Source organism: Sphingobium sp., from assembly GCF_035511395.1.
In the GTDB taxonomy this organism is placed as follows: Bacteria; Pseudomonadota; Alphaproteobacteria; order Sphingomonadales; family Sphingomonadaceae; genus Sphingobium.
The window spans coordinates 23,582-35,209 of record NZ_DATKFP010000236.1 but is presented as its reverse complement, the minus strand read 5'-3'; the positions used below and the strand labels follow the sequence as shown (position 1 = coordinate 35,209).

Here is an 11,628-nt window from a genome sequence, read left to right as displayed (position 1 = left end):
ACACTTCGGACACGCGACCCGCGCCCTTTGTGATGACGACGAGGTTGATGATCATCAGGATGGCGAAGACGAAGATGCCGACGACATAGTCGCCGCCGATCAGGAAGTGGCCGAAAGCCTCGATCACCTGACCCGCCGCGTCCGATCCTTCATGACCCTGCACCAGCACGACGCGGGTGGAAGCGACGTTGAGCGCCAGGCGCAGCAGGGTCGCGAACAGCAGCACGGTTGGGAAGCTGGAAAAGTCGAGCGGCTTGGCGGCGTTGAGCGCCACCATCAGCACGGCCAGAGAGATCATGATGTTGGTGATGAACCCGATATCCAGCATGATCGCCGGGACCGGCACCATCATGAACAGCACGACCATCAACGTCGCAAAGGGAAGCACGGCTCCCTTGACGGCGCTCATCCAGATCTTCGCTTTGACTTGGGCAGGAGACATGATCGGCCGTTACCTTCCGAGGGTGGCAAGCATGAGATAGGCGAGGCGCGCCGTTTGCGGCTGCGGCTTGACCATGATGTCAGGCTGCTGCGCGAGGCGCTGGGTTTCGATCCGCACATAGTCGGCGGGCTGGACGGTCTTCGCGCCGTTGGGCAACGAAGCGTCGGCATATTGGGCCGGGCCGCCGAGGCTGTCGGAGCTTTTCTGGAGCTTGGCGGCGAAGCGATCGCGAATCGCGGCGAAGCTGCGGGCGTTGCCGGAGCGATCGTAGAAGATGGAGCGGTTGGCCCGCGCTGCCGACGGGAACATCGAGGCGGCGGTGGCGTCCGGCGCGCGGTCATGCACCGACAGGAATTTGGAAGCGCCCCCCACGCCCAGGAAATGGGCGAGGTAAAGGTCGACCGGCTCAGCCTCGCGACCCAGCTTCGATTCCAGATAGGCCTTGTTGTCGGCGGCATGTTCGGCCGCCATGACGGATGCCGTCTCGGGATGCTTGCGCAGGTCGAGTATCTGCTGGCGAAGATCTGGGTCGGCGACATAATAGCGGCCGTTGGCACCCCGGCTGATGGCATCCGACGCCCAGCCAAGGCCATATTCGCTGCCATGCTTGTCGACGACGGCGAGCCAGCTCTGGTCGATGAACTGATAGAGGCCGGTGGCGGACGAGGTCGCCGCGCGCGCGGTGGGGTTGAGGCTTGATTCGATCTTCGCCTGCCCCAGCAGATAGCCGAAGTCGACACCGGTGCGACGGCTCGCCATCGCAATCGCGTTGGTCACGCGATTGCCGGTCGATCCCGACGTTGCCGAAATGTCTGCGAATGCCGACACGAAACCAAAATCCTCACTTTGCTAGCGAAGACATTAGAGCAAGGCTTGTGCCAATATTTGGTTAACGCGATCGCAAGAAAATACGGGCGACCCAACGAAAAACGGCGCTCGAAGGCGCCGTTTCAGGATTAACGAGAGAAAATTGAGTCTATGGTTTGACGCGTTTTCCGAGTCAGCAGGCTTTGCCTGCTTCGAAAACGCTCTTATCGACCGTAAGTCAGCGGCGCGGTCTGGGCACCATGCGACGCCAGAATGGACAGGCGCTGGCTGGCATGGTCGGCGAGCAGGTTGACGCGCACGCGGGCACTGTCCAGCACAGGCTGCATCGCCTTCAGCCGATCGGCCACAACCGGGTCCGACCGCCATGCACCGATCGCACGCACCGCCGCAGCGGCTTGGCCAACATGTGCGCTGGCCGATTCGATCGCGACAACATCATTGCCGCCGAGTACGCCACGCAATTGCTCGACGGCGTTGGCCAGATCGTCGAGCGCGGCAAGACTTAGCGGCATATGGGCATCCTTAACCGGCAGCCGGCAGGTCGAGCGCGATCATGCGCTCGGCAATGGCGTTGGCGTCGACCGGGTAGTTGCCCGAAGCGATCGCGGCCTTGATGGCGGCGATCTTGTCCATGTCGACCGGCACGCCTTCAGATGCCATGCGGGCAGCCGGACTGGCTGAAGCCAGCGACGCAGCCGCCGCGGCCGCCGTCGTGTTGCCGGCAGTGCGCGCCTTGCCGCTTTCCCGGAGGCTGTTGGCGCCGATCGCGCTGGTGATGCTCTGACCCACAGAGTTGATCATTGGGTAAAATCCTTCACTCGTCCCTCAGACCCTATAACGGACCAGTTCAAAAACTATTAAATCCCGGAACGCGCACAACCCCCATTTCCACGACCTGCGCGAAAATGGGCGCACTTTTCTTGTCTTCGCGCACCCGGATCGTCTCGCCCACGGCGCCATCCTCGTCCGCGACCATCATGCGGGAGACGCTGAAAACGGCATTTCCTGCCATCAACTGGACGGGATCGCCTTTTCGCACGACATTTTCCTTGGCCGCCACCGGGGCGGCGGCGCGCGTGAAACGGCTGGCAGCGGCATTGCCGGGCAGCGGGCCGGAAGCGGCGGTTGCAGCGCCCGTCATCAGCGGCACGCGAATCCGCCAGCCCAGCGCCTCGCACTTGACCATCGCGGCGCCGAAAACCGGTCCTTCCACGGTCGGCATGGCGGGGCAGGCGGCAAGACGCAGGCGACGATCGACCGGCGCGACCGGACCGCCTGGCTCACCAAGGCCAGCGCCAACGGTCATGGCGACCAGGCTGTCGATGCGGTCGAGATTCTCGAATTTCTGCTGCGCCAGCGCAGGCTGACCGGCGGCCAGCGCGAAGGCGAGAAGGATGGACGAAAATCGAAACACGGCATGTCTCCTGACAAGGCGGACAATGGGGCGGACAATCATGCCGTGATTTCAGCAATTTTCGTGCCAGTTGCCGTTATTGGGCCGGCAGCGGCCCCGGTGCGATGCGGATCATCTGCCCCTGACCCGGCTTGTCCTCCGCCTGATCGAGGCCACGAAGCCGTAGGCGATCCTGCGCGATTCCATCGCCTTGCAACGCCCGCGCGATCGCGCCCAGACGGGCGGCGGCAAGATCCCACTGATCGAAGCGCTGGCGCGACGGATCGGACCCACGGCTGCGTATTTCCACGCCGCCGGGCCGCTTCACATAGTCCCGCGCAACCGCAGCCAGCCGCGCCCTGCCGGCGGCGCTCAGCAGCGCCTCGCCCGGCTCAAACAGGTCGGCGGCGCGCAATTCCATGCCTTGCGCCATGGCCCTGCCACCAAATTGCTGGCTGACCTGCGCCAGCATGACGTCGCGGCGCGAGCCGCTGGCCTGGAGCAGTACGAAAAAGGCCAGCAACAGCAGGAGCAGGTCGGCAAAACTCACCGCCCAGCGATTGCGCCGGGCGGTTGCAGAAGATGGCGCAGAGGAAGAGGCGGTCATGCGACCTCGCGAATCGACGCGCGCCGCAATGGCGCGTTTTCACGCCGGGCTATGGACAGCATCCTGTCCGCCACCTCGCGCTGCCAGGCCAGTTCGCGCTCCGACAGGTCGGCAAGGCGCGCGGCGATGGGCGCCGCGATCATATTGGCGATGACCACGCCATAGAAAGTAGTGAGCAGCGCCAGCGCCATGGACGGCCCAAGCGACGCAGGATCCTCCATCGCGGCGAACATGCCGACCAGCCCGATGATCGTACCGGCCATGCCCAACGCCGGCGCCACGTCGGCGATCGACAGCCAGACCTTGTGTACCGCGCCGTGGCGCTGCGCGCGGTCGGCCTGTTCCTGCATCGTCCAGATCTCGAAAGCTTCGGTGGTGTCGCAATTGGCCAGCTTGCGCGCCGCGTCGGTCAGGAAGGGGTTGGCGGTCTTCACCCGATCGGTGCATGCCAAGCCACGCAACTGCGCGACCTGATCGATCTTCAGCATGGCAGCGCGAGCCGCATCGCGATCGCGCGACGGATTGTCAGAGAAGAGCGGGTGCAGCGCCGCAATGGCGCGGCCCAGCGCACCCATGCCGTTCTGGAAAGCCGCCACCAGCCCGATCCCGCCCAGCATCGCCAGCAGGGTCAGCGGATCGAACAAATGGCTGAAAATCGCGACCATGACCGTCCATCCTTCATCATCTCATCGCCAGGCGGCAACGCCCTGCCGCCGGCCGGCAAAAATTTGCCGCCCTTGCCGCCCCTCTTCGCTCGGCCGCCTTTCTCCGGGATTTCCCGCCTTGCCGATGCGTCACCCACGCAAATTGGCATGGCTCTTGCTGATCACAGGCTGGATCACCCGCTGGAGAGGCCATCAGGCTTCAGAACGGCAGGCGATACGAAACTTTTAGAGCCTTTTGAGAGCGAATGGGCATGTCGGTCGAAGATAATTTGTTCGGGATACACGGAAAGGCGCTGGCGCTTCGCTCGCAACGCCTTTCCCTGCTCGCGTCCAACATCGCCAATGCCTCGACGCCGGGCTACAAGGCGCGCGACATCGATTTCGAGTCCGCGCTCAAGGAAGCCACGACCCAGGCCGGCAACAGCGCGACCGACGTGTCGAAGGCCGTCGATGATTCGATGGGCTATCGCACGCCGTTGCAGCCCAGCCTGGACGGCAACACCGTCGAACTCAGCACCGAGCAGACGCTGTTCGCCGAAAATGCGGTCAAATATCGCACGACCCTCTCCTTCCTTGAGGGGCGCATCAACACCATCAACCGCGCTTTGAAGGGAGAATGAGCATGAGCAGCTCTACCCCGATGAACATTTTCGACATCGCCGGCCGCGCCATGAGCGCACAGCTGGTGCGCCTGAACACCACAGCGTCCAACATGGCCAATGCCGGCAATGTCACGAGCAGCGCAGGCGAAGCCTATCGGGCGATCAAGCCGGTGTTCGAATCCGTCACCGACGCGCCGGGCGTGTCGACCGTGAAGGTCAAGAATGTCGTCACCACCAATGCGGAGCCGACCAAGCGTCACGACCCCAATCACCCGCTGGCCGACGCCAATGGCGACGTCTGGGAAGCAGCCGTGGATGGCAATGCCGAGCTGGTCGACATGATCGAAACCGCCCGCATGTACCAGAATAACGTTCAGGTCTTGAACACAGCCAAGTCCCTGATGCTCGAAACCATAAGGATCGGCAAATGACGACGACCTCCACCGTCACCGACAGCGCGGGGCTTTCGGTCTATAATCCGAACGCGACCGTCGGTACCGGCAGCGCGACCATGGACCAGTCGAGCTTCCTGACGCTGCTGACCGCGCAGATGCAGTATCAGGATCCCTTCGAGCCGGTCGATAACGCCCAGATGGTGTCGCAGATGGCGACCATCACAAATTCGTCGGGCATCGCGGAAATGAACCAGACGCTGAAGAATCTGGCGAGCGAGCTGACCGGCACGCGGCTGGGCGACGCGGCCAGCTGGATCGGCAAGTCGATGCTGGTCCAGAGCAACATAGCCGCGCCCGACGCCAGCGGCACCTATGCGGGTCAGATCACGCTGTCGGCCGCCACCGAAGGCGCAACCATCGACCTGGTCGATTCCGCCGGCAATGTGGTCAAGTCGATCGAAACCGGCGCGCAGCCGGCAGGCGACCTCACCTTCTATTGGGACGGCAAGAATGATGCGGGCGAGACGGTTTCCACCTCCGCCTTGCAAGTCAAGGTCAGCGGCGCCAGCACCAGCAAGGTCGCGACCTGGGCCACCATCGCCGCCGTCCAGTCTCCCGCGGACGGATCCTCTTCGAAACTGATCACCGCGCTCGGCAGCTACAGCCCGTCCGACGCAATCAGCCTGATGTAATTTCCCTTACTCACCCACCCCGATTTCCTTTTCACCCAAGGAGCAACGCCATGTCCTTCTACATCTCCCTCTCGGGCCTGAAAGCCGCCCAGATCGATCTCGCGACCACCTCCAACAACGTCGCCAACGTCAGCTCGACCGCCTTCAAGAAGAGCAAGGCGCAGTTCGGCGACATCTTCGCGGCCGCGCCGATGCAGACCACCAATCAGGTCGCCGGCCAGGGCGTGCGCGTGCAGGACGTGGCCCAGCAGTTCACGCAGGGCACGATCGAAGGCACCGACAAGACCCTTGATCTCGCCATCACCGGCGAAGGCTTCTTCACCGTGAAGGGCGAAGACGGCACCGTCAGCTATACCCGTAACGGCGCCTTCTCGGTCGATGAAGACCGTTATGCCGTCGACACCACCGGATCGCGCATACAGATCTTTCCGGTCGATCCCCAGACCGGCGACCTGACCGGCACCACCACCGGCGCCACTCCGGCCGACCTGACCGACCTCCAGATCCCGACCACCCTGAACGGCGACGCCAACGGTGCGCAATTGAACAGCGTCGGCGTGTCGAAGGAAGGCCTGGTTTCGGCCGTCTATGCCGATGGCACCACCGTCTATCTGGGCCAGGTCGCCATGGCATCCTTCAACAGCCAGGAAGGCCTGCGTCAGGAGGGCGATGCCCACTGGACCTCGACCGTCGCCAGCGGCGCTCCGACCCTGGGCACCGGCAATCAGGGCCTTTTCGGCGCCGTCAATTCCGGCTTCCTGGAGCGCTCCAACGTCGACATCACCGATGAGCTGGTGAACCTGATCGCCGCGCAGCGCAATTTCCAGGCGAACAGCAAGGCGATCGAGGCAGCCAACACCCTGACCACGACCATCGTCAACCTGCGCACCTAAGCCACGGACGGGATAGAAGGATCAGCCCATGGACCGGCTCGTCAACACGGCACTTACGGCAATGCGCGGCGCAATGGCGCGGCAGGCGTCGGTCGCGAACAACCTCGCGAACGTCAACACCGTCGGCTTCCGTGCCGAAATCGCCAATGCCGAGACGCGCTGGATCCAGGGCGATACCTTCGACACCCGCGCCCAGGCTTCCGAACAGGTGATCGCCGCCGACATGGCGCAAGGCGCGGTCACCTCCACCGGCAATCCTCTGGACGTGGCGATGAACGGCGATGCCCTGCTCGCCGTTCAGGGCGCCGACGGCACCGAATCCTATACGCGCCGCGGCGACCTGCGCGTCACCGACAGCGGCCTGCTCACCACCGGCGACGGCCTCGCGGTGCTGGGCGAGGGCGGCCCCATCACCCTGCCGCAGATGGACAGCATTTCCATCGCCAAGGACGGCAGCATCTGGGGCGTGCCGCAGGGGGGTGACCCCGCGAACCCGGCACAGGTCGACAAGCTGAAGCTGGTCAATGCCGCCGGCTCCAGCATCGCCAAGGGCACGGACGGGCTGTTCCGCGAAGTGAATGGCGGCGCGTTACCGTCCGATCCGCTCGCGAGCGTCACCGCCGGCTCGCTGGAAGGATCGAACGTCAATTCGACCCAGGCCCTGATCCAGATGATCGAGGCCAGCCGCGCCTGGGAAACCCAGGTCAAGATGATCGATACCGTCAAGCAGTTGGACGATGGCGGCGCGTCGCTGATGCGCCTCGACAGCTGAAGACAATGGTTAATTTTGGCACGCATCTTGCTTTAAGGAGCGTATGAGCCTCCCCTTGGGAAGCTGCACGGAGAATTGAACGATGAGCAACGCCGCCCTTCATGTCGCCCGCACCGGCCTCGACGCGCAGAACACGAAGATGCGCGTGATCGCCAACAACCTGGCGAACGTTAACACGACCGGGTTCAAGAAGGACCGCGCCGATTTCGAGACGCTGGCCTATCAGCAGATCATCCAGGCCGGTTCCAATTCGGACAGCGAGAACAAGTTCGCCAATGGCCTGAACCTCGGCTCGGGCGTCGCGCTCCAGGGCACCAGCAAGATCAACACCCAGGGCACGCTGAACCAGACCAACAATGTGCTGGACATCGCGATCGAAGGGTCGGGCTATTTCCAGGTGCAGCAGCCCGATGGCTCCATCGCCTACACCCGTGCCGGCAATTTCAGCGTGACCGCCGAAGGCACCGTCGTCACCAGCGACGGCCTGCCGCTGATTCCGCAGATCACCGTGCCGCAGGGCGCCACGTCGGTGACGATCGGCAATGACGGCACCGTATCCGCGACGCTGCAAGGCGAAAGCGAACCGAGCAACCTTGGCCAGATCGAAATCGCCACCTTCATGAACCCGGCGGGCCTGACCTCCATCGGCGGCAATCTGCTGACCGAAAGCGCCGCCAGCGGCGTGCCGCAAGTCGGCGTCGCAGGTCTCGAAGGCCGTGGCCTGATGCGGTCCGGCTATCTGGAAACGTCGAACGTCAACATCGTCGAAGAGCTGGTCGACATGATCGAGACCCAGCGCGCCTATGAGGTCAATTCGAAGATGATCAAGGCGACCGACGAAATGCTCCAGTACGTCAACCAGAATATCTGAGCCTGAATGATGCGCCTGTCCCACACCGCCATCGCCGCCGTTTCGCTGATCGCGCTTGCCGCTTCGCCTGCTCTCGCCGGCAAGAAGAACAAGCGCGATGTCGAGCGCGACTATTACTCGCCGACGATCGCACCGCCCCCCGCGCCACCTGCGAACGGCTCCATCTTCCAGACGTCGATCGGCTACACCCCGCTGACCAGCGGCGCGCGCGCCACGGCGGTGGGCGACATCATCACCATTGTGCTGGTGGAACGCACGCAGGCGACCAAGAGCAACACGGCCGATACCGCCCGCAACGGATCGATCGGCCTGACGCCGCCGACCACCGGCATATTGTCCAAGCTCTTCTCGCCGAGCGACATCGCCGCGAGCGGGCAGAACACCTTTACCGGCAAGGGTGCCGCCAGCCAGTCCAACGCCCTGACCGGCGAGATCACCGTGACGATCGCGCAGGTCTATCCCAACGGCACCATGCTGGTGAAGGGCGAGAAGGCGCTGACGCTCAACCGCGGCGACGAGTTCATCCAGATCAGTGGCCTCGTCCGTCAGGCCGACATCGCACCCGACAACCGCATCGCATCGACCCGCGTGGCCGATGCCAAGATCATCTACAAGGGCAAGGGCGAGATCGCCAATGCCAGCCGCCAGGGCTGGTTGCAGCGCTTCTTCTCGGCCATCAGCCCCTTCTGACGGAGACGGAAACATGATCCGCCTGTTCCGCCTTCTTCTGCCGATTTTGGCGATGGTCGTCGCACCTGCGGCCCATGCCGAGCGCATCAAGGATCTGGGGACTTTCCAGGGCGTTCGCCCCAACCAGCTGACCGGCTATGGCATCGTCGTGGGCCTTGCCGGCACTGGTGACGACAGCATCCAATATGCGACCGAGGGCATGAAGGGCGTCGTTTCGCGCTTCGGCCTGACCCTGCCGTCGAACATCAATCCGGCGCTCAAGAATGCGGCGGCCGTGCTGGTCACTGCCGATCTGCCCGCCTTCGCCAAGCCTGGGCAGCGGCTGGACGTCACCGTGTCGGCGCTGGGCAAGGCCAAGTCGCTGCGGGGCGGCACGTTGATCATGACGCCGTTGCGTGGTGCGGACAACGAGATTTACGGCATGGCGCAGGGCAATCTGGCTGTGGGCGGGCTGGGCGTGACCGGCGCCGATGGCAGTCAGGTGTCGGTCAATGTCCCGTCGGCAGGCCGCATTCCGGGCGGCGCCACCGTGGAACGCGCGGTCGCCACCGGCTTCGACACTGCGCCCACGCTGACCTTCAACCTGGCGGAAGCCGACCTGACCACCGCCCTGCGTGTGGCGGATGGGATCAACAAGACCTTCGGCGACCGCCGCGCCCGTGCGACCGACGCCGTATCCGTCGCGATCGACGCCACGCCTGGCGCCGAAGACCGTATCCTGATGATGGGCATGATCGAGAATATCGAGGTTTCCCCGGCCGACGCCCCGGCAAAGGTGATCGTCAACGCTCGTACCGGCACCGTGGTCATCAACGGCGCGGTGAAGATCCATCCGGCCGCCGTGGCGCACGGAAAACTGACCGTCAGCGTCAATGAAAGTCCCCGCATCGTGCAACCCGCGCCCTTCAGCCAGGGCCAGACCGCGCTGGAGCCGTCGAGCAACATCAGCATCGATGAACAGAAAAAACCGATGATCAATTTTAAAGGTGGAGCGTCGCTGGCCGATATAGTGAAGGCGGTCAACGCCATCGGGGCTTCCCCGGCGGACATGGTCGCAATTCTGGAAGCGCTCAAGCAGGCGGGCGCGATGAAGGCGGAGTTGGTGGTATTGTGATGCAGGTCAATGGGACAAACGCCGCCGGCGCGACCGCAACCGGCACCGGCACCTCACAGAAGGCCGCGCTCGGCAAGGTCGCGCAGCAGTTCGAGGCCGTATTCCTGCGCCAGATGATCGGCGCGATGCGATCGGCCAGCCTGGCCGAGGGCATCGGCGATTCCAGCGCCACCCAGCAATTCCGCGACATGGCCGATGCCCGCACCGCCGATGCGATGGCGAGCAAGGGCGCGATGGGCATTGCCGAGCTGCTTTTGAAGCAGTTCGGCGATCGCGTGTCCGACGCGCCTGCCGCTGACGCCGCTACCGGGGCGACCAGCGCATGAGCGACCTCTTCATCATCGGCGCTTCGGGTACCAAGGCCTATCGCACGGCGATGGCCGCCATTTCCGAGAATATCGCCAATGCCAGCACTGCCGGCTATGCCCGCCGATCGGTGACGACCGTCGAATCCGGCGCGTCGACCGCAACGATGTCGCTCTATGTCGCACGCGCCAATTTCGGCGGCACGCAGGTTGCCGGCGTCAATCGCGCGGCCGACCCCTATCTCGACGCCACGGTCCGCCAGACCGGCATGACGCTGGGCAGCGCGACGTCGCGCCTCCGCTGGCTGACCGACGCGGAAACTGCGATGAACGACAGCAGCACCGGCATCGGCCAGCTGATGACCGGCATGTTCCAGAATATGGAGAAGCTGGCGGCCAGTCCGTCCGATACCTCGCTGCGCGTCACCACGCTCGACAGCATCAGCCGTGTGTCGCAGGCCTTCAACCAGACCGCCGCCGACCTTGAAACAGTATCGGAAGGCATCGCCACCGAAGCGCAGGCGTCGGTCAACACGATCAACCAGTCGCTCTCGGCGCTCGCCGACATCAACAACAGCCTTCTGCGCGCGCAACCCGGCACGTCGGCCTATGCGCAGTTGCTCGACAGCCGCGATTCGGCTTTGCAGGATCTGTCGGCGAACCTGAACGTCTCGATCAGCTTCGGCGCGCATGACAGCGCGGAAATCACTTTCAATGGTCAGACCCTGGTCAGCGGCAACACCGCCACCAGCGTGGCCGTCGCTGCCAATGCCGATGGCACGCTGGGACTGAGCTTGGCGGATGGCACCGCGCTGACCGCGCCTTCCAGCGGCACGCTGGGCGGTCTTTTCTCCGCCGCCGATACGGTGGCTGACCGGCGCGAGAACCTCGACACGCTGGCCGAGCAGTTCGTCACCGACGTCAATGCCTGGCACGCGCAGGGCGTGACCGACAACGGCGCTGCCGGCGGCGCGCTCCTGTCCTGGACCGGCAGCGCGGCGACGATGGCCGCCCTCGACGTCGATCCCGCCGACCTGGCGCTCAAATCGGCTGACGGCACCGCCAACGGCAATCTCCTGACCGTCAGCACGGCGCTGCGCGGCAATGGCAGCGTGGAACAGAGCTGGACGTCGCTGGTGGCTAGCCATGCCAACCTCCTGTCGTCGACCAAGGCCGAATATGACACCGCGACCAGCCGCAACGACCAGGCTGTCGCCGCGCGCGAAGCCGTGAGCGGCGTCGACCTCGACATGGAAGCCGCCGATCTTCTGCGCCTGCAACAGGCCTATTCGGCGTCTGCCAAGATCTTGCAGGTGGCAAAGGAAACCATCGATTCCATCCTGAATATCATGTGATCGG

Annotated in this window: 17 protein-coding genes; 10 read left to right on the top strand and 7 right to left on the bottom strand. The window is 64.1% G+C overall.

Annotated features, from left to right (window positions below; all coding sequences use genetic code 11):
- The 7 genes from VMR39_RS16855 to VMR39_RS16825 all read right to left on the bottom strand — a co-directional run.
- Window positions 1-442: FHIPEP family type III secretion protein (locus VMR39_RS16855; RefSeq protein ID WP_325417188.1), on the bottom strand; the 442-nt coding region annotated here is incomplete at its 3' end.
- A gap of 9 nt (window positions 443-451) precedes the next feature.
- The gene (locus VMR39_RS16850) at window positions 452-1,270 is read right to left on the bottom strand and encodes a lytic transglycosylase domain-containing protein (RefSeq protein WP_325417186.1); all 819 of its coding nucleotides are present in this window, start codon (window positions 1,268-1,270) and stop codon (window positions 452-454) included.
- Between the two features lie 203 nt (window positions 1,271-1,473).
- On the bottom strand, window positions 1,474-1,782 hold the full coding sequence (locus VMR39_RS16845) for a hypothetical protein (RefSeq protein ID WP_325417185.1): 309 nt from the start codon (window positions 1,780-1,782) through the stop codon (window positions 1,474-1,476).
- A gap of 10 nt (window positions 1,783-1,792) precedes the next feature.
- Window positions 1,793-2,071 carry a flagellar biosynthesis anti-sigma factor FlgM gene (flgM, locus tag VMR39_RS16840; RefSeq protein ID WP_325417184.1) on the bottom strand — a complete coding sequence of 93 codons (279 nt, stop codon included), beginning with the start codon at window positions 2,069-2,071 and terminating at the stop codon, window positions 1,793-1,795.
- 46 nt (window positions 2,072-2,117) lie between these two features.
- Window positions 2,118-2,684 (bottom strand): flagella basal body P-ring formation protein FlgA, encoded by a 567-nt coding sequence (locus VMR39_RS16835; RefSeq protein ID WP_325417182.1) that lies wholly within the window; start codon window positions 2,682-2,684, stop codon window positions 2,118-2,120.
- 76 nt (window positions 2,685-2,760) lie between these two features.
- Window positions 2,761-3,270 carry a flagellar motor protein MotB gene (locus VMR39_RS16830; protein ID WP_325417180.1) on the bottom strand — a complete coding sequence of 170 codons (510 nt, stop codon included), beginning with the start codon at window positions 3,268-3,270 and terminating at the stop codon, window positions 2,761-2,763.
- Entirely contained in the window at window positions 3,267-3,935 is a 669-nt protein-coding gene (locus VMR39_RS16825; RefSeq protein ID WP_325417178.1) for a motility protein A, read from the bottom strand. Before VMR39_RS16825 ends, VMR39_RS16830 begins: the two co-directional genes overlap by 4 nt.
- A 251-nt stretch (window positions 3,936-4,186) precedes the next feature.
- On the opposite strand from VMR39_RS16825, the gene flgB reads away from it, so the two are divergent.
- From flgB to flgK, 10 genes are all read left to right on the top strand, one after another.
- Complete coding sequence (gene flgB / locus VMR39_RS16820) at window positions 4,187-4,555, top strand: flagellar basal body rod protein FlgB (protein ID WP_325417176.1); 369 nt, start codon at window positions 4,187-4,189, stop codon at window positions 4,553-4,555.
- A 2-nt stretch (window positions 4,556-4,557) separates the two neighbouring features.
- Window positions 4,558-4,968, top strand: coding sequence for a flagellar basal body rod protein FlgC (gene flgC / locus VMR39_RS16815; RefSeq protein WP_325417174.1), 411 nt, complete (start codon window positions 4,558-4,560; stop codon window positions 4,966-4,968).
- Window positions 4,965-5,624: a flagellar hook assembly protein FlgD gene (locus tag VMR39_RS16810; RefSeq protein WP_325417172.1), complete on the top strand. Its 660-nt coding sequence runs from the start codon at window positions 4,965-4,967 to the stop codon at window positions 5,622-5,624. The genes flgC and VMR39_RS16810 overlap by 4 nt, the downstream gene beginning before the upstream one ends.
- Before the next feature lie 50 nt (window positions 5,625-5,674).
- Window positions 5,675-6,517, top strand: a complete 843-nt coding sequence (locus VMR39_RS16805) for a flagellar hook-basal body complex protein (protein WP_325417170.1) — start codon at window positions 5,675-5,677, stop codon at window positions 6,515-6,517.
- A gap of 28 nt (window positions 6,518-6,545) precedes the next feature.
- A complete protein-coding gene (locus VMR39_RS16800; protein ID WP_325417168.1) occupies window positions 6,546-7,289 on the top strand; it encodes a flagellar basal body rod protein FlgF in 744 nt (247 codons plus the stop codon).
- A gap of 82 nt (window positions 7,290-7,371) precedes the next feature.
- Window positions 7,372-8,160 carry a flagellar basal-body rod protein FlgG gene (flgG, locus tag VMR39_RS16795; protein ID WP_311266757.1) on the top strand — a complete coding sequence of 263 codons (789 nt, stop codon included), beginning with the start codon at window positions 7,372-7,374 and terminating at the stop codon, window positions 8,158-8,160.
- Between the two features lie 9 nt (window positions 8,161-8,169).
- Window positions 8,170-8,850, top strand: a complete 681-nt coding sequence (locus tag VMR39_RS16790) for a flagellar basal body L-ring protein FlgH (protein WP_325417196.1) — start codon at window positions 8,170-8,172, stop codon at window positions 8,848-8,850.
- 13 nt (window positions 8,851-8,863) lie between these two features.
- On the top strand, window positions 8,864-9,964 hold the full coding sequence (locus VMR39_RS16785; protein WP_325417164.1) for a flagellar basal body P-ring protein FlgI: 1,101 nt from the start codon (window positions 8,864-8,866) through the stop codon (window positions 9,962-9,964).
- On the top strand, window positions 9,964-10,290 hold the full coding sequence (locus tag VMR39_RS16780) for a rod-binding protein (protein WP_325417194.1): 327 nt from the start codon (window positions 9,964-9,966) through the stop codon (window positions 10,288-10,290). Before VMR39_RS16785 ends, VMR39_RS16780 begins: the two co-directional genes overlap by 1 nt.
- On the top strand, window positions 10,287-11,624 hold the full coding sequence (flgK, locus tag VMR39_RS16775; protein ID WP_325417162.1) for a flagellar hook-associated protein FlgK: 1,338 nt from the start codon (window positions 10,287-10,289) through the stop codon (window positions 11,622-11,624). The genes VMR39_RS16780 and flgK overlap by 4 nt, the downstream gene beginning before the upstream one ends.
- Window positions 11,625-11,628: the final 4 nt, after the last annotated feature.

Coding starts and splice junctions, on each gene's coding strand:
- VMR39_RS16845 (WP_325417185.1), bottom strand. CDS start 1,782: ATGCCGCTAAGTCTTGCCGCGCTCGACGATCTGGCCAACGCCGTCGAG.
- flgM (WP_325417184.1), bottom strand. CDS start 2,071: ATGATCAACTCTGTGGGTCAGAGCATCACCAGCGCGATCGGCGCCAAC.
- VMR39_RS16830 (WP_325417180.1), bottom strand. CDS start 3,270: ATGACCGCCTCTTCCTCTGCGCCATCTTCTGCAACCGCCCGGCGCAAT.
- VMR39_RS16825 (WP_325417178.1), bottom strand. CDS start 3,935: ATGGTCGCGATTTTCAGCCATTTGTTCGATCCGCTGACCCTGCTGGCG.
- flgB (WP_325417176.1), top strand. CDS start 4,187: ATGTCGGTCGAAGATAATTTGTTCGGGATACACGGAAAGGCGCTGGCG.
- flgC (WP_325417174.1), top strand. CDS start 4,558: ATGAGCAGCTCTACCCCGATGAACATTTTCGACATCGCCGGCCGCGCC.
- VMR39_RS16810 (WP_325417172.1), top strand. CDS start 4,965: ATGACGACGACCTCCACCGTCACCGACAGCGCGGGGCTTTCGGTCTAT.
- VMR39_RS16805 (WP_325417170.1), top strand. CDS start 5,675: ATGTCCTTCTACATCTCCCTCTCGGGCCTGAAAGCCGCCCAGATCGAT.
- VMR39_RS16800 (WP_325417168.1), top strand. CDS start 6,546: ATGGACCGGCTCGTCAACACGGCACTTACGGCAATGCGCGGCGCAATG.
- flgG (WP_311266757.1), top strand. CDS start 7,372: ATGAGCAACGCCGCCCTTCATGTCGCCCGCACCGGCCTCGACGCGCAG.
- VMR39_RS16790 (WP_325417196.1), top strand. CDS start 8,170: ATGCGCCTGTCCCACACCGCCATCGCCGCCGTTTCGCTGATCGCGCTT.
- VMR39_RS16785 (WP_325417164.1), top strand. CDS start 8,864: ATGATCCGCCTGTTCCGCCTTCTTCTGCCGATTTTGGCGATGGTCGTC.
- VMR39_RS16780 (WP_325417194.1), top strand. CDS start 9,964: ATGCAGGTCAATGGGACAAACGCCGCCGGCGCGACCGCAACCGGCACC.
- flgK (WP_325417162.1), top strand. CDS start 10,287: ATGAGCGACCTCTTCATCATCGGCGCTTCGGGTACCAAGGCCTATCGC.